Origin of the sequence: Streptomyces yunnanensis, assembly GCF_029011865.1 — a bacterium.
GTDB lineage: Bacteria > Actinomycetota > Actinomycetes > Streptomycetales > Streptomycetaceae > Streptomyces > Streptomyces yunnanensis.
In genome coordinates this window covers 201,830-217,620 of the sequence record NZ_CP095749.1, presented here as the reverse complement: position 1 = coordinate 217,620, position 15,791 = coordinate 201,830, and the positions used below count along the sequence as shown (strand labels likewise).

Here is a 15,791-nt window from a genome sequence, read left to right as displayed (position 1 = left end):
CTGTCGGCCTCGCGCACACAGCAGCGTTCAAATATGGGCATGGCATCGTCCTGGACCGGTAATCGGGTACGCCTGCGCGCTGTCGAGCCCGAAGACTGGACGGCATTCGTGCGTTTCGCCGACGATGACGAGCCGCGAGGGGGCCGGCTGGATCTGCCGCGGTCCGCCGAGAGCTACCGTGCCTGGGCGAAGGAGCAGGCCGTTGCCGAGGGCGATGACGACCGCTTCCGGTTGGCGGTCGAAGCGACGGTCACGGGAGAGCTGGTCGGTACAGTCGGCTCACATCGCACCGGCCGTCGCTCAGGCTGGTTCGAGTTCGACATCACCATCGGCGCCGGCCACCGGCGCAAGGGCTACGCGACGGAAGCCGTGGTGCTGCTGCTGCGCTTCATGTTCGCCGAGCGGCGCTACCACAAGTGCCTGGCGGCGGTCTTGGCCCACAACGAGGCATCGCTGGCGCTCTTTCGTGGGCTCGGCTTCACGGAGGAGGGGCGCTTGCGGCAACACGTTTTCTTCGCCGGCAGGCACCACGACCTCGTCATGATGGGCATGCTCGTCAACGAGTTCGACCGGCGACACACGATGAGCGGACCATGAGCCGGTGATCCGAGCGCGTGTGGAGCGGCACTCTGACTTGATCGACGTTCGTTGTTCGCGGGTGGACGCGCCCTGCGAGGCGGCCTCCAACCGACAGGAGGACTGTCCTCAGCCGCGCAAGGTGGCACGCAGGTGCAGGCCGGCGGTGGCGAGACCTTCGAAGGTGGTGACCCGGTAGCCGGGCTCCGCGCCGGGCGGCTCGCTCAAGTGGTAGCGGCGGGCGGTCTGCGCGGTCATGAGTGTGAGCATGGCCATGGCCAGGGCGGCTCCCTCGCAGCCGTGCGGCCCGGTACCGAAGCCGAGGAAGACCCCGGGTTTCGCCGGCGAGCCCGAATCGTCGAGCCAGCGTTCGGGCCGGAACCGGTCCGGCTCGGGGTGTTCCCGTGCGTCGCGGTGGGCGGTGTAGGGGCAGACGAGCACGGTGGACCCGGCGTCGATGGTGAAGTCGGCGAGCTGGGTCTGTCGCGGGGCGCGCCGGGTGAGCAGCCAGCTCGGGGGGTGCAGTCGGAGCACCTCGCGTACCAGCGCCTGGGTGTATTGCAGGTTGTCGAGGTGGGTGCTGGTCGTCGTGGCCGGGTCGGCGGGCAGCAGGGCGGCTTCGGCCGCGACGCGGTCCGCGGCCTGGGCGTATCGGGCCAGGTGGAGCAGGACCCATCCGGCTGCCCGGGAGGGCGTCTCGAAAGTCGCGACGGTGATTCCGGGGAGGGTGTCGAGGACGGCTTCTTCCGACAGTGGGCCGTAGCGGGCGGAGGGCCGGAGCATCTGTCCCAGCACGTCGTCACCGAGCCGGCCCGATGAACGGCGTCGGCGGACGATGGGACGCAGAGCGTTGGTGAAGGCGACTTGCCGCCGTGTGCGGAACCGCCGTGCCGGTGTGGGGACCCAGCGCGGCCACACCCAGCGCGAGGGGCGTACGAGGACCTCCCGGGCCACGAAGAGCTGCCAGGCGAAGGGCAGCAGGACGGGAGCGTCTTCGGAGAAGAGGTAGCGCACGCCGATCTCTGCCAGGACGGGCCGCACCAGGGGCAGAATCTCGACGTCCCGGTCCGTGGGCCACTGTTCGACAAAACGAGCGGTCCCGGGCGCGATCTCACCGATCCGGGCCGCAACCGCCTGCGGACGCAGTCCGCGCATACGGGCGGCGCGAGCGTGCGCACGCTCCTCGGGCGTCGGCGCTCCGCCGGCCCGCTGCAACGGGGGGAAGAGGGGCGAGGACGGCTTGGGAAAGTCCTGCGCGCGGTGCAGGACCGCTTCACACACCCCGGCCGTAGCGGCTACGTAGACACCCGGCTCCAGCTGCCAGACGTCCCCGCACTCGTCGGCGCCACGGCGCGCCAGTGCCAGCCGGTCGCGGCTCCAGGCCGCGAAGCTGCCTCCGGGCAACCGCGGCGGCTCGTTCACTGGGCCCATGGCATTGCCCCTGACTTCTCGTACCAGTCAGGCCGATATCGTCGGCAGCGCGGCCAGGAGCCGGCGGGAGCCTGTGGCGCCCGCCGACCGTGTGGTCACACCCTGTCGTCGCCGGTGTGCGTGCCCCAGTCGTGGGCACCGTACGCACCGTAGTTGCGGGTGAAGGACAACTTGGCGAGCAGCTTGGCGATCATGAGGCACTCCTCTCGCTTGCCTTCAGCGCCATGTGCCGGACGTGCAATTCTCGACCCATAGCACATATAGCCTATTTTAGGGTATTGGCCGCATGCACGGATATAAGGCACGTGCTTGCGGGCCGGGCCCGCAGCCGGCTCAAGACCGGCGGCACCAGCGCCCCGAAGGAACGGAACGGCTTTCGCGCGAACCGGTCACCTCGCACCTCGGGAAGGCGGCGGGTTGGCGAGCCGTGACCACTGCCGATAGGGGCCGACGACGGCACCGATCCGACGTCGTCCGCCTACAGGCCGGGCAGCCGGAAGTACCACAACGCCGCCGAGTACCAGGCCAGGGCGATCACCGTGACCAGCGTGCCACCGGCGAGCGGGAGCGCCCAGCCCGGCCAGCGGCGGTGGCGCACCACGACCACCTTGGCGACGAAGGCCCCGTAGAGAAAACAGCCGGCGAGCGAGTGCAGCGCCTGGCGCGGCCCGGTCAGGCTGACGCCGTAGGCGAGGATGCATTGCCGGGCGATCGGGATGGAGAACAGGAAAGCGAACACACCGATCAGGCGGTGCACGGTGCCCACTCGGTGCGGCGCGGCGCGCAGGCCGGGCAGCCGGCCGTACATCCACAGCGCGAGGACCAACTGGATCAGAGCCAGTCCCAACAGGGCGCTGCCCAGCTGGGACTTGAGCAGGATGACGGCGGGGCCGTGCGTCCCGAAGAAGCTGCGCCGATGCTGCGGGGTGTGTACCAGGCCGAACCAGAACAGGGCGGCGGTCACCGACAGGGGCAGCAGCAGCCACAACAGCCCCAGGAGCTGCCGGGATTCGGCGCGGAGGGTGAGGCGTGGCACGTGATCAGCCGCCCCCGCCGTCGGCCTTGTCGCTCTGAGGAGCGCCGGCCCGAGTGGACGCGGAGCGCGGCGAGCCGGTGATCAGAAAGCCGCCGAGCGCGGTCACGGCACCGACGGCCTCGGCGATCGCGCTGGCGGTCTTGTCCGGCCACCAGACCGGCTCGTACATGTTCGGCAGCGGACCGAGCGGGCCCACGTTCACATACCGATAGAGCAGCACGGCGCCCAGGGCGGAGACGGACACCAGGAAGGCCAACGCCCACACCGGCCGCCGGCGACCGAAGAGCAGGACCAGCAGCGCGACCAGGGACGCCACGGCGGCTTCGAGACGGAACAGCGTTCCCTGGGTGATCTGCTGCCCGACCCGGTCAAAGGCAGCGGCGAGGCCGGCGTGCACGTAGGCGTTCACGGCCAGTGCGGCGGCGGTTACGACTTGGAGGAACACGCGCACGACCGTGCGCCGGCTGATGGCGGTGCGGTGCGGGCGGCCGCTGGGTCCGGGAGCCATCGCTACTGACCCGTCGCAGTCGCGGTCGCGGCGGCGCTGCCGGGGGCCGGTGACGCCGGGCCGTTCCCGCCGACCTGGAGGTGGGTGTCCATGCCGAGTTCCCGGTGTTTGCCGATGGGGCACCACAGCTCGTAGCTGCCGGCCTTGAGGGTGACGGTGAGCCGAGCCTGGCCGCCGGGCGGGACGGTCGAGGTGTGCGCATCGGACACGCCGGGCCCCGCAACGGTCAGTGCGTGTGCGATGGCGCCGGCGTTGTCCACGACGAACGTGACGGTCCCCGCGGCCGCCTGGGCCGGCGAGAGGGCCAGTGAATACTCCTTCATCGTGACGGTGATCGTCCTGGCCGGCTTCGCGCTCGCGCTCGGACTCCCGGTCGGGGCCGGGGTCGAACCGTTGGAGCACGCAGTGGCGGCGGTCAGCGCGATGAGCGCCAGGAACTTCACTCCGTCACGGGCGGGGCGCGGAGATCCGAAGCAGTGCACGGCCATGTTTGGCGGGCCTCCCTTCCGCGACGAGACTGGCCCACGTTCCTGGCCGCGCCAACGCCGACACTCTCCGCGGGCGGGCCATCACCCGATCGGGCCGCCGCGGCCATCATCAGCGGTGAAAGGGCCGCAGCCCGAACCGCGGCCGGTGACCGACTGTCCCGCGCAGGCGAAAGTTCCTACGCACGTATGCCGGCCGGTCGACGTCCGCCGTCAGGTGCACGAGGCCCTTTGCGGATGCGGCCTAGTGCTCCGCCTTCGCCCACGGTTTGACTCCGAGCTTTCCGGTGGTTCCCAGGTCGAGGTCCGGGGTTACCGTGACCGGTGCGGCGCCGGTCTTCGCCCGGACCCGCACCGAGGGCACGTTCACCGGCGTACCGGACCCGGTGGTGTTGCGCCAGACCAGGCCGGCAGTCGCCGACTCGCCGGGTTTGAGCGTGACGGGCCGGGGCTGCTCGTCGGGCCCGGCGCTGGTGGTGATCTCGCCGCTGCCGTGGAGGATCTTGATGCCGTGGACGGGCCGGAGGTCGCCGTCCAGGAGTTCCAGCAGCGGGTAGCCCTCAAGGGTGTAGTCGCGTGTGCCGCAGTTGTCCAGGTGCAGGCCCACGACGCGCAGTCCCATGGCTGCGTCGCCCTGGTCGGCACTGACGCGGACTCCGGAGGCGGGGCATGTGCCCGGCTCGGCCGGCGCCTCACTCGCGGGGACCTTGGTCACTTTGAGGACCTTGGCCTGTGTCACTCGCGGCGCAGCGGACGGCAGTTCTCCGGCCCGGACGATGCCGCGCACGGTCTTGCCGGGGCCGACCTCGCGCACGATCACGGTCTGATGGGTCACCGCCCCACCATCACCACCCATGAAGGTGAACACGACCGAGTAGGTCAGCGTCTCGGCGCCTTCATTGGTCACTTCGTAGGAGGCAGAGACCCCTGAGCCAGTGGCGAGGCTGTCGGCGGAGACGGAAGTGCTGCGGGTGGGCGGGGCGGAGGGCGACGGGAGGGTCAGTGAGGTGATCCGCACGCCGTCCTTGCCCGGATCGTCGACCTGCGTGCGGGATGGCGGCGCGGCCGCGCGGGCGCCGGTGCTCCCGGCACCCGCACGCTCCGTCCCACAGGCCGTCAGGAGCAGGGCGGTCGCGGCGAGAGCCGAGATGAGGGAAACAGGTCGTCGCATTCGACCACCCCACCAAGGCATGGACTGCGCGCACGTGATGGAGGCCATAATTCCGGTCACAGGGGTGTCACAAAGCCGGGCTGCTGCGGCCATATGGGGTGAATGCGGCGATGCCGATGGCGCCGTCGTCGCCCAGAACCGAGCGCTCGGCGAGTTGCGTGACGATCTGCTCCGGGGTGTCCGACCGGCCTGGGCCGCGGTGTCCGCAGGCGCCGGCGCGCAGCCACGGAAGCCAGAATGAGCGCCCGCAGGCCGACGTCGGCGGGCCTGGCACCAAGTGCCGCGCCAGCTCAGCAAAACGCCCCGCCTTCGCGTTCACGAAGACGGGGAGTTGTGCACCGGAGAAGGTGTACGCATGGCCATCCTGGACGCATACGATGCGTTCGGCATCTTGACGTGCATGGCCTGTAGGCCGTTTGGTCGAGTGCCTGGATGGAGCGGGGCCGGCGAACCCATGCTTTTCCATCGGCTTCCCTGCTCACGCAGCGGGTGGGCTGCGCCGAGCCGGCCTCACGGGAGAACGCGCCCAGGCCACTCTCGCTTTGGACGATCGCGCGGTGGAGGAGGCCCGCCGTGCCTGGTGCGGCCGGGGCACCGCCAGGCGATAGTTGACCGTCACCAGTACCACACCGTCGCGGGCGAAGGCGGTGCCGTCGTAGCGCGTGGAGCGGGTGGAACCGCCAGGAATCCGCCGCCGTGCACGAAGACCTTGACCGGGTTGCCGCGGTCAGAAGGCTGTATGGGCGAACCAGCGGTCGAGTGCGGTGGCCTCTCCCGAGACCTCGAAGGCGGTCTCCTGGTAGGACCTGCGTCCGTAGAGCAGCAGCAGGAGGTCCGCTGCCTTCCCTCGTACAGCGGCCTGTGGTTCGGTCGGCGGGACATGGGTTCCTGTCTGCGGCAGCAGGCGGAAGCCGTCCGGATCCAGTCGCACCTGCCACTCCTTTTCCGCTTCACCGGTGGGACCGGTGCACCGGAAGGCGATGGTCTCGCCGTTGCCGCGCAGTTTCGCCACGGCCGGGGCGAAACTGCCCGCGTAGGGCAGATTGACCAGGAATTCGTCCACCCCGTCCGCCGCCAGCGCGGGGTCGATCTCCGACTCCCGACCGACGGCGTGTTCCGCGTCCACCCGGTGCACCAGCGTTTCGAACAGCATCCGGCGGGCCCAGAACCGCGCGTGCTGGTCCTCACCCCAGGCCCACATCGCCGCCTGGGGGTCGACGGCCCGCAGCACGCCAACCACTTCGGGTACGCCCGCGGCCAGCCAGTCGGGATATTCCTCCACGCGATGCGGCAGCCCCAGCTCCACGTCACGGCTGGACGGAGGTTCCTGCACCATCCGGGTCAGCAGTGCGCAGAACCAGCGTTGCACCGCTCCCACGTGCCGGGTGAGCTCGGCCAGTGTCCAGTCCGGGCAGGAAGGCACGGCGGTCGCGGGATCCGCGCCCCTGACCACCTGGACGAAATGCAGCGTTTCCCGCTCGATCGCCTGTTGGTAGATGCCGTACGGCAGAGGATGCCCCGCCCGGCCTGTCGTCTCCATCGCCTGCCACCTTCTCTGTCTTTCTGTCTTCTCTGTCCGCAGCACGGTCTCGTCGTCAACAGTGTGAAGGTTGGAGCGCGCTCGAAGGCAAATCCGACAGCGCAGGGCGCGTGCTCATCACCCAGGCTGCCGATGCGTGATGGAAAGCCACGCCTGCCTGGTGGCTGCCCGTGCGGCCGAGCGTGAGCTGATCGCGTCTTGAACCAACAGGGGACCGGCCGACTGTCAGCACAAGCAGCGAGCGCCGCGCCACTGCCGCCGGTGAGCGGTCCGCAGTCCGCAGCTTGGTGCCGACGTCGAAATCAGTGGGGCCAAGTGGCGCACGGCGACACATATAAGTCCGTTTCCGTCGTGGCCACTTGACGGCACGTCGCCGAATCGGCAGGGTGCGCCGGACTGAGGTGAGAGTGCTCTCATTCCGGGTACGACTGCACCGAACTCCTCACCCCCCACCACATCGAGGAGCAATACGACATGGGCCTGAAGAAGAAGACGGTGTTCTGCGCCGCGAGTGCTGTGATCGTCACTGCGTACGCCCTCGCCCTCCCCGCGGCCTCCGGAAGAGCAGTGACTGCTCCTGCGCGGCAGGTCGCTGCCTTCGAGCAAGTCTGGCGTGCGGATTTCGACGGTGCCGCCGGATCGTCTCCCTCCGTCGACGACTGGATCGTCGACACCGGTACCGGATACCCGGGAGGCCCGCCCCACTGGGGCACGGGTGAGCGTCAGACGTACACCGACCGTCCGGAGAACCTCCAGCTCGACGGCGCGGGCCATCTCAAGATCACCGCGCAACGGGACGGCGCCACCTGGACCTCGGGTCGGATCGAGACCCGGCGTACCGACTTCGCGGCCCCCGCCGGGGGCAAGCTCCGGATCGAGGCGAGCATCCGGGTGCCTGATGTCTCCGGTGGCTCCGCGCTCGGGTACTGGCCGGCCTTCTGGACGCTCGGCGCCGACTACCGAGGCAACTACCAGAACTGGCCGGGCATCGGTGAGTTCGACATCATGGAGAACGTCAACGGCCTCAACAAGGTCTGGGGAACGCTGCACTGCGGCGTCAACCCCGGTGGGCCGTGCAACGAGACCCAGGGCAAGAGCAGTTCCCGCGACTGCCCGGGCAGTGCCTGCCAGGCCGGTTTCCACACCTATGCACTGGAGCTCGACCGCACCGACCCGGCCAACGAAGCACTGCACTGGTACGTCGACGGGCAGCAGTTCCACACCGTCAACGCCTCCGAGACGGACGCCGACACCTGGGCGAAAGCCACCCACCACGGACACTTCCTGCTGCTGAACCTCGCCATGGGCGGGGCGTTCCCGGACGGCGTGGCAGGATCACCCACCCCCACCGACGCCACCAGTCCCGGCGGCTCGATGCTCGTCGACCACGTCGCCGTCTCCGTGCAGCCGCCTGCCGCCGGCAGCGGACCGGTTGTCCCCACCGCCAGGCATGTCCGGCAAGCAGCCACCCCGTAATCCCTCGTGGGAGATTGCCAACAGGGTTCCTGGGAGCACAGGTCCGGCCGGCGCTGCGGCAGTCGTTCGCAGACGGTGCACAGGGCGAGGTGTGCCAGGGGTGCGCACAGGCGGAAGTACTTGCCGTGGCCGAAGGCGAGGTGGGGGTTGGGAGCGCGGGGCGCCTGTCGAAGCGTTCCGGGTGTTCCGGGTCGGCGAATTTCTCCTTGCGCGTCAGCAGCGCACCCGACGTCCGGCGCCGCGCAGGTGCGATGGCGACCTGCCCGGCCAGCTTTCCACAGCGGGGCTGGTGCTTGTTCCCGTCGGCGGGACGCACCCTAGGAGAGAACGTTCACGTTCGGGTTGTCGAGGTTGTTCCGAGCCACCAGGCAGGCGACGTTCTGCAAAGGATCACTGGTGCCCACCATGGAACCTGGCTCGCTGGGCGCACCCGACGTGGTGCAGTCGCGGGACAGCGGCAGTTCACCCCCGCCACAGTGGTTGAGCGGAGTGTCCGCCGGAGCAGCCGCCACCAGTCCGTCCACGGTCCCGCTCCCGTGACTGGTGTCCGCGTTGGCACGTGAGGCTGCGTGATGGTTGGCGCAGTCGTTGTCGAACGATGGCGACAGGATGACGCCGACGCCGCCGGCGAAGGCGGGCGTGCCAGTTGCGAGGCTGGCGGCGAGTGCTGCTGTGGTGAGCCCAACGGCTGCGAAAGTCCTACGAGTGGTCACATCCGGTCAACGAGGCGCAGGCCGTTGCGGATCCGCTGCGTCGCCCGTATGGGCGCAGCCCGAGCACCAGGACCTGCGGATTCCAGTCGCCGGCGCCGTGGCAGCAATGACGGCTCTGCCCACCACGTTCGACGAACTGGACAGCTGTCAGAAGCAGAACATGGATGAATCAGAACATGAACGAAACATAAACAAGAATGGCGCGGGATGGCCGGTGGCAACTACGGGCTCTTCGCCACCGGCGTGGCAGGCGAACCCAGAGCCGCCAACGCCCCACGCCTGCCGTAACGACGAGATCCATGTCATCTCTCAATGGAACGTCGAGCGGAATGGGTAAATGTATTCGACTTTCCCGGTTCGAAGGCTGACAAGTGCACCTTCGGTCACCGCCGGGAGCGCGATTCCAGGAGTGAGCCGGCTGATGGGGCCCGCACTCCGGCGGATGAGCGCCGGTTCGTCGGACGTGTCTTCGCCGTCGTATGCCTCGTCGTGGTGCAGGCGGGTGTTGAGGTCGGTGATCCGCTCCAGGGCTCAGGCAGCCGTGGCACCCGCGGCATCCTCGGCATCTGGGTCGGCGATGAGTTGGGAGTGTCGTGAACGCAAGCTCTTCAACGAGTCCTGGGCGATCCGGGCGAGGGTGACTGGGCAGAGAAGGTTTTCCAGCGGCGGGTCCTCGTCCTGCCGGCGGGTGCGTTCGTAGCGGGCGCGTCCGCCGGGGGAGGAGAGCTGGATGCCGAGTTCGGCGAGATCCGGCGCCCAACGGGGTGGCTCGGTGTGCTGGGTGTGCCCACACGTCGCGTCCGCGTAGTGGGGCAGCGTTTTCTCCAGGGCGTTGATGAGTTCCTTGAGGACGGATGGTGCTTCGCACATGTCGGACGCGGCGTAGGCCGCTACGGCGTGGACGGCCAAGAGGCATTCGGGCCGGTCTTGCGACGTGGCGACGGCGAGGTCCAGCGCCGGGGCGTCATGGGCGCAGGGGTGGTGGTGCAGTGCGCTGTCGGCGGCGTGCAGTGCGGCGACGGCTTCGGGCTTGCCGGTGTCGTCGATCGCGTAGCCGAGGTAGGGAGCCATGAGCACCAGACCGAGCGTCCAGGCGTAGGCCGTCTGGCCGGCCGGGTCGGCGGCCAGGCGTGCGGCACAGTCAAGGACGCTCTGGTCGTACTCGTCGTTGGAGAGTGTGTCGTAGTCCTCGCGGATCGCTTCCCAAGTGTGGGCAAACTCATCCAAGTTGTTGATGCTCATGACGCAACCCTACGGACATTCGTCCGGGCCACCGGCCCGTACCGGCCGAGTGCCTGGTGCGGACCGGCTCGACCACGTCCGGGGCCACGGCCGTACCTCATACCTCAAGGCCGTCGACTGCACCCTTTGCCGGGCCCTGACCGGGATCCTTCCAGCTGCCAAACAGGCAGCTATTCACTGCCTATTCTTGCGCCAGAAGCTGCCTAGTATCGTGTAGTTTTGGGGTATGAGCGAGGGTCGGCTGGATGGTGTTGAGGCGTTGCTGGAAGAGGCTCGGCTGATGGCGTGGATGCCGTCTCCTGCTGAGCGGCTGCGCCTTCGTGAGGCGGCGGGGTTGTCGCGGGCTCAGGTGGCGGCCGCGGTCGGGGTGGGCCGGCAGACGGTTGCCAACTGGGAGTCGGGCGAGACGGATCCGCAGCCGCCGGGGCGGGGGAGGTACCTGAAGCTGCTGAAGGGCCTCGCCGAAATCCACCCCGCCCCTGCGCCCGCGGCCCCTGCCCCTGTCGCCGAGAGTGGTACACCGTACGCTCCCGCCGAACCGACCACCCCACAGGCACTTCCCTCTGCCGCAGAGCTGCCGGCGACCGCCTTCCGCCCGGACGGGCTGGTGGTCCAGGGCGCGCCGGAACCGTGTATCCGCTGTGGTGTGGTGACGCCGTTCAAGGCCACCGACGGCCGCTCTTTGCACCCCGGTGCGATGTGCCAACCTTCCCTCGTGACGCCGTCGGCTGCCATCGCCCCGCCAGTCACGCAAGCTCCGGCACCGGCCGCACCCGCACATCCCTCCCCGGTTCTCTCCCCGGTTCCTGCGCGGGTGCCGTCGCGGCCGCAGCGTCGGGCCCAGTCCTCCGCCCGTGCCCAGGCCGAGACCAACACCCTGATCACCGGCGCCGTGCACGAGGAGCTGGAGCGCGCCGAGGGCGATGCGGATGCCGCGTTGCAGGCGTTGGTCAAGCGTGCGATCCCGGACGTGATGCGGCTGTTCGAGGAGACCCGGGCGACCGCCCGCTACCAGTACACGGCGTATCCATCGTTGCCGGACATCTTGCACAAGCCCTCGAAGCGGGAGCCGGACCAGATCTGGGAGGCCCGCCCCAACTTCCACCATCCCCACTACTCCCTCAAGGCCCCCGGCGACATCCGCGTCACCGCCCTCGATGCGAACGCCGCCTACCTTTCCGCCTTGAAGTGCTGGCTGCCCATCGGGAAGTTGGAGCACCACCTCGGCGATGACGGCGTCGATGCGAAGCGTTCCGGTGTCCACCTGATCACCCCCGCACCGTGGCACCACCCGCACCTGCCCGACCCCCTCGGCGACCGCGAAGAACCCGGCGCGCTGTGGATCACCGATGCCACCTTGCGCCTGCTGCTGCGCCTGTCGGGCCCGAAGTACGGTCTGATCGACGCGCCGACGGTGCACGAGTCGTGGACGTCGGGCGCGACGGAGAACTTCCTCGACGCCCTGCGCAAGGTCCTGGCCGCAGCCCGCGACACGGCCCTGGCCCAGGACGACTCGATCACCGAGGGGTATGTGAAGGCGATGTACTCGAAGTTCATCTCGACGATGGGGGAGTCGATCCACAATCGCGAGATCCAGCGGCCGGACTGGATGCACATCATCCACAGTCAGGCGTACGCCAACCTGTGGGGCAAGGCGTACAAGGCCCACCAGGCCGGTCTGGAGGTCATCGCCATGATGGGTACCGACGAACTGCACGTGGCCGGCGATTGGCGGCAGGTCTTCGCCGAGGGCCGCGGCCTGGCCCAGATGAAGATCAAGCGCGGTGACGCCAAAGCCTCCGGCGAATACACCGTCGGCCAGGTGGCCCGGTAATGGCGCTCGACTCGCGGTGGCGCAGGATCGGCCACTACGGTGCCCGGGCCCTGCCCGGCTGGGTCTGCACCGCCGAAGGCATCGACCGGATGGTGACCGGCATCGAATCCCCGGTCACCTCCGAGCGTGGCCTGTCCGCCCGCCTGCGCTACCTGACCGCCTCCGACGCCGGCTACGAGGCGATGGACCGCGCCGGCATCCACGTCCGCCCCCGCACCCTCATGGCCTGGTTGGCCGAGGAACGCACGCCGAGCAAGGCCAACCTCGCGCGCCTGGACGTGGCGTACTGGGACCTGCGGCGCCGCAACGTCGTCGCCGACCTCAAACGGCGCCTCACCAACCGTGGCCGCGGCACCCGCGTCGAGATCGACCCCGCCGACCAGTCACAGGTCGACCCCCGCCACCGCCGGGACGTCGAGACCCGCTCGATCAACGTCCGCGGCCTGATCTGGGACCGGGCCGTCGATGCGTGGATCGCGCACGACGCCCGTGAACTCGAAGCGATCTGGGACGAGATCATCCAAGGCGGCCTCGGTACCGACTGGGACGCCTACACCTACGTCTCCTCCGTCGGCTGGGCCGCCTGACCACCGCTGCAAGGTCTCCTGTCGCTGTGTCGAACAGGAGCATCGTGGTACCCGGCGGCCCGGCGGTAGGCGATGGGCGGTGAGTGCGACCAGGCCCACGGCTGTCAGGGCACGGTGATGACGATCTTGCCGCGTGCGTGGCCGGTGGCGCTGACGTCGTGAGCTGTGGCGGCCTCCTTCAGCGGGAACACGGCGTGCAGCGGGACGGCCAGGCGGCCGTGGTCGGCGAGGTCGGCCGCCAGTGGCAGTCCTGCCCAGCCCGGCGACTCTCCTGCTTCGGAGCGGGAGTACCGCACCCCGTGTCGGTCGGCGTCGAAGTCTGCGATGGTCACCACGCGGTGTGGGTCGCCGGCGAGGGCCACCGGTTCGGCAAGAGAGCCCTTACCGGCCGCGTCCAGAACCACATCGATGCCATGCGGAGCCAGGGGGGCAAGGCGATCGGCCAACCCCGCCCCGTAGGTGACCGGTACGACGCCGAGCTGGTCGAGGAAGCCGTGGTTGCCTTCGCTCGCGGTGCCGATCACGGTGAGGCCACGGGCCTGGGCGAGTTGCGCGGTGAGGGTGCCGACGCCTCCTCGAAAGACCATGACCGAGGCTTGGGTGCCCATGCCTCCAGCACGGCGTACTGGGCCGCGGCGCCTCCCTGATCCACGAAGGGGACGAGGCCGAAGACTGCATCTCCCACGGCGGTGCCGGTCACCCCCTCTCCCACCTCGTCGACGATTCCCGCGGCATCCATGCCGGGGATATGGGGGAAGTCCACGGTGGCGATGTCCCGCAGCATCTCTGAACGCAGGTACCAGTCAGCTGGGGTGACGCCGCTGGCACGCACCGCGATGCGGACCTGACCTGGCCCCGCGTGCGGCTCTTCGACCTCCTCCATGCAGAGGACCTCGGAACCGCCGTAGCGGTGGTATTGCACGGCAAACACAGGCAACCATCTATAGATGGCAAGTCGTTCAGCGGGAGAGCTTGCAGTCGCTCACCTCTGCGGCACTGTCAGATTCCCGGTTGTTCTCGGTTGTTCTCGGTCGGTGAAGAAGTTGATCGTTTCTTGGGGGGTGGGGTCGTTGGCGACTGCGGCGGCGGCCGCGGCACCGCGGGGGAACAGCGCTCGCTCGTACGCGGTGAGGGCGGTTTCGATGTCGTCGGGGTGTGCGGCGAGGGTCTTGCCGAGTTCGGCGCCGTCCTGCATGGCGAGGTTGGCGCCTTCGCCGTTGGGGGTTGAGAGGTGGGCGGCGTCGCCGAGCAGGGTCACTCCCGGCACCCGGTCCCAGCGGTGCCCGACCGGCAGGGCATGGAGGGGGCGCAGGACCGGCGCGGTCCCGCCGGCGGTGATCAGGGCGGTGAGTTCCGGTGCCCAGCCGTCGTACTCCTGCGCGATGCGCGCGGCGGCTGCGCCGGCATCGGTGAAATCGATGGTGGCGAACCAGTCCTGCGGCTTGGCCAGTGTGATGTAGGCGTGGAGGGCCCCGCCCCTCTCCCGGTGCGCCACGAGCCACTTCCCGTTCCCGTCCGGGTCGAGCGCGACGAGCGTCCCGTCGCCGACCGCTTTCGCGGTGGCCGGGTGTCGGGTGTCGGCGTGGTGCAGGTAGGTCTCGACGAAGGACCGGCCGACGTATTCGGGTGTGGCGTCGGAGAGCAGCGGTCGCACCCGTGACCACGCGCCGTCCGCGCCGACCAGCAGGCTCGTCACGACGGCGGTGCCGCCCGCGAAGGTCACCTCGTGCCGGCCCTTGGCGAGGGCGCGGACGCCGGTGGCCTTGTGGCCCCATCGGACGGTGTCGGCGGGGCGTGCGTCCAGCAGGATCTGTCGCAGTTCGCCGCGCTGTACCTCGGGGCCGGTGCCCGTGCCGTCGTCGGCCTTGTCGAACAGGACGGTGCCGTGGCGGTCGAGGAGCCGTGTCGCTTGGCGTCCCTCCAGGATGAGGTTGCGGAACTCGTCCATCAGGTCCGCTGCCTTGAGGGCGGGTTGGCCGCTGTCGTGGTGGATGTCGAGCATCCCGCCCTGCGAACGCGCCGTCGGGGAGGGGTCCGCCTCGTAGACCGTGACCGGGATGCGGTGGAGGTGCAGGACGCGGGCCAGGACGAGGCCGCCGAGTCCGGCGCCGATGATCGTGACGGGAGTGTGCATGGGGCTCCTTGGGTGTCGGACACCTGCCGGGCGGGCCCAGGCGGATCCGCTCGAAGGAAGGCAGCCCGGCGGGCCGTGCCACCAGGCAGGGAACCGCTCAGACGACTACGACCCGGCGCCCGCGCGTGTGACCGGCCTGGCTGTCGATGTGTGCCGCCGCGGCCTCGGTGAGCGGGTACGTCTTCTCGACCGGGATGTGGAGTTGTCCTCGCGAGATGAGGTCGGTGGCCTCGGCGAGGGCTTCCGGCACGTTCCCGGTCACGCCGGAGTACCGGGCGCCGAGCTCCGGTGCGCCGAGATCGGCGATGGAGATCACCTTTTGCGGGTCCCCGGTCAGTTCCAGGAGTTCGCGGATCACGCCCGAGCCGGCCAGGTCGAGAGCCGCGTCGACGTGGCCGAGCCGGCGCACCCGCTCGACCCAGCCCTCGCCGTACGTCGCGGGGAGGGCGCCCAGGCTGCGCAGGTAGTCCTGGTTCGCGGCGCCGGCGGTGCCGATCACCGTGATGCCTCGGTCGCGGGCGATCTGCAGCACCGCCGAGCCGACTCCGCCGGACGCGCCGCTGACCAGCAGTGTCTGCCCGGGCCGCACGTCGACTTGGCGGATGATGCGCAGCGCGGTCTCCACCACGGAGGGGTACCCGGCCGCCTCCTCGAACGTCAGGCCCACAGGCATGCGGGCCCAGGCCGACAGCACGGCGAACTCGGCATAGGTGCCCGAGCCCCGCCCGAAGACGCGGTCGCCGACCGCGACCCCGTCGACGCCCTCGCCGACCTCGTCCACGACCCCGGAGGCGTCCTGCCCGACTCCGGCAGGCAACGCGATCGGGCGGACGTTTCGGAACTGGCCTTCACGGATCCTCCAGTCCACGGGGTTCACACCCGCCGCCCGCACGGCGACGCGTATCTGGCCGGGGCCCGCGTGGGGCTCCTCGGCGTCTATGAGTTGCAGAACGTCCGGACCGCCGAACTCGGCGAAGCTCACCCTCTTCATGCAGCGACCGTAACACTAACGGTTATTCTTTAGGAACTGTTATTCCTTTGGATTTGGTAGTGTCAGT

15 protein-coding genes and 3 pseudogenes are annotated in these 15,791 nt (G+C 69.5%); 5 read left to right on the top strand and 13 right to left on the bottom strand.

The features are described 5' to 3' along the window. Positions 1-39: 39 nt before the first annotated feature. Positions 40-597 (top strand): GNAT family N-acetyltransferase, encoded by a 558-nt coding sequence (locus MOV08_RS00880; protein WP_275305766.1) that lies wholly within the window; start codon positions 40-42, stop codon positions 595-597. A gap of 108 nt (positions 598-705) precedes the next feature. On the opposite strand, the gene MOV08_RS00875 is transcribed toward MOV08_RS00880, so the two are convergent. The 8 genes and pseudogenes from MOV08_RS00875 to MOV08_RS00840 all read right to left on the bottom strand — a co-directional run bounded on the left by MOV08_RS00875 (position 706) and on the right by MOV08_RS00840 (position 6,747). Continuing rightward, entirely contained in the window at positions 706-1,998 is a 1,293-nt protein-coding gene (locus MOV08_RS00875) for a cytochrome P450 (protein WP_275305765.1), read from the bottom strand. A gap of 487 nt (positions 1,999-2,485) precedes the next feature. Beyond that, on the bottom strand, positions 2,486-3,043 hold the full coding sequence (locus MOV08_RS00870) for a DUF6529 family protein (protein WP_275305764.1): 558 nt from the start codon (positions 3,041-3,043) through the stop codon (positions 2,486-2,488). Between the two features lie 4 nt (positions 3,044-3,047). Next, entirely contained in the window at positions 3,048-3,488 is a 441-nt protein-coding gene (locus tag MOV08_RS00865) for a hypothetical protein (protein WP_275305763.1), read from the bottom strand. Between the two features lie 65 nt (positions 3,489-3,553). Then, positions 3,554-4,039, bottom strand: a complete 486-nt coding sequence (locus tag MOV08_RS00860; protein ID WP_275305762.1) for a cupredoxin domain-containing protein — start codon at positions 4,037-4,039, stop codon at positions 3,554-3,556. A 241-nt stretch (positions 4,040-4,280) separates the two neighbouring features. Beyond that, the gene (locus tag MOV08_RS00855; RefSeq protein WP_275305761.1) at positions 4,281-5,207 is read right to left on the bottom strand and encodes a DUF4232 domain-containing protein; all 927 of its coding nucleotides are present in this window, start codon (positions 5,205-5,207) and stop codon (positions 4,281-4,283) included. Between the two features lie 67 nt (positions 5,208-5,274). Beyond that, positions 5,275-5,673, bottom strand: coding sequence for a hypothetical protein (locus MOV08_RS00850; protein WP_275312056.1), 399 nt, complete (start codon positions 5,671-5,673; stop codon positions 5,275-5,277). A 126-nt stretch (positions 5,674-5,799) separates the two neighbouring features. Next, positions 5,800-5,924: pseudogene (locus tag MOV08_RS43975) on the bottom strand (carboxylesterase family protein); the annotation flags it as partial. Between the two features lie 10 nt (positions 5,925-5,934). After that, positions 5,935-6,747, bottom strand: coding sequence for a maleylpyruvate isomerase family mycothiol-dependent enzyme (locus MOV08_RS00840; protein ID WP_275305760.1), 813 nt, complete (start codon positions 6,745-6,747; stop codon positions 5,935-5,937). A 474-nt stretch (positions 6,748-7,221) separates the two neighbouring features. On the opposite strand from MOV08_RS00840, the gene MOV08_RS00835 reads away from it, so the two are divergent. After that, positions 7,222-8,223, top strand: a complete 1,002-nt coding sequence (locus tag MOV08_RS00835) for a glycoside hydrolase family 16 protein (RefSeq protein WP_275305759.1) — start codon at positions 7,222-7,224, stop codon at positions 8,221-8,223. Positions 8,224-8,540: 317 nt separating this feature from the next. On the opposite strand, the gene MOV08_RS00830 is transcribed toward MOV08_RS00835, so the two are convergent. Together MOV08_RS00830 and MOV08_RS00825 are read right to left on the bottom strand one after the other, a co-directional pair. Next, positions 8,541-8,747 carry a hypothetical protein gene (locus tag MOV08_RS00830; RefSeq protein WP_159030727.1) on the bottom strand — a complete coding sequence of 69 codons (207 nt, stop codon included), beginning with the start codon at positions 8,745-8,747 and terminating at the stop codon, positions 8,541-8,543. Positions 8,748-9,467: 720 nt separating this feature from the next. Beyond that, positions 9,468-10,178 (bottom strand): hypothetical protein, encoded by a 711-nt coding sequence (locus MOV08_RS00825; protein ID WP_275305758.1) that lies wholly within the window; start codon positions 10,176-10,178, stop codon positions 9,468-9,470. A gap of 226 nt (positions 10,179-10,404) precedes the next feature. On the opposite strand from MOV08_RS00825, the pseudogene MOV08_RS43970 reads away from it, so the two are divergent. From MOV08_RS43970 to MOV08_RS00815, 3 genes and pseudogenes are all read left to right on the top strand, one after another. Next, a pseudogene (locus MOV08_RS43970) lies at positions 10,405-10,551 on the top strand (hypothetical protein); the annotation flags it as partial. A 441-nt stretch (positions 10,552-10,992) separates the two neighbouring features. Next, a complete protein-coding gene (locus MOV08_RS43965) occupies positions 10,993-12,012 on the top strand; it encodes a hypothetical protein (RefSeq protein WP_420834333.1) in 1,020 nt (339 codons plus the stop codon). Continuing rightward, positions 12,012-12,599 carry a hypothetical protein gene (locus MOV08_RS00815; protein WP_039628683.1) on the top strand — a complete coding sequence of 196 codons (588 nt, stop codon included), beginning with the start codon at positions 12,012-12,014 and terminating at the stop codon, positions 12,597-12,599. Before MOV08_RS43965 ends, MOV08_RS00815 begins: the two co-directional genes overlap by 1 nt. Before the next feature lie 104 nt (positions 12,600-12,703). Here MOV08_RS00815 and MOV08_RS00810 read toward each other — a convergent pair. The 3 genes and pseudogenes from MOV08_RS00810 to MOV08_RS00800 form a co-directional block, all read right to left on the bottom strand. Then, a pseudogene (locus MOV08_RS00810) lies at positions 12,704-13,530 on the bottom strand (NADP-dependent oxidoreductase). Between the two features lie 51 nt (positions 13,531-13,581). Then, on the bottom strand, positions 13,582-14,733 hold the full coding sequence (locus MOV08_RS00805; protein WP_275305756.1) for an FAD-dependent oxidoreductase: 1,152 nt from the start codon (positions 14,731-14,733) through the stop codon (positions 13,582-13,584). A 97-nt stretch (positions 14,734-14,830) separates the two neighbouring features. Next, positions 14,831-15,724, bottom strand: a complete 894-nt coding sequence (locus MOV08_RS00800; RefSeq protein WP_275305755.1) for an NADP-dependent oxidoreductase — start codon at positions 15,722-15,724, stop codon at positions 14,831-14,833. Positions 15,725-15,791 lie beyond the last annotated feature (67 nt).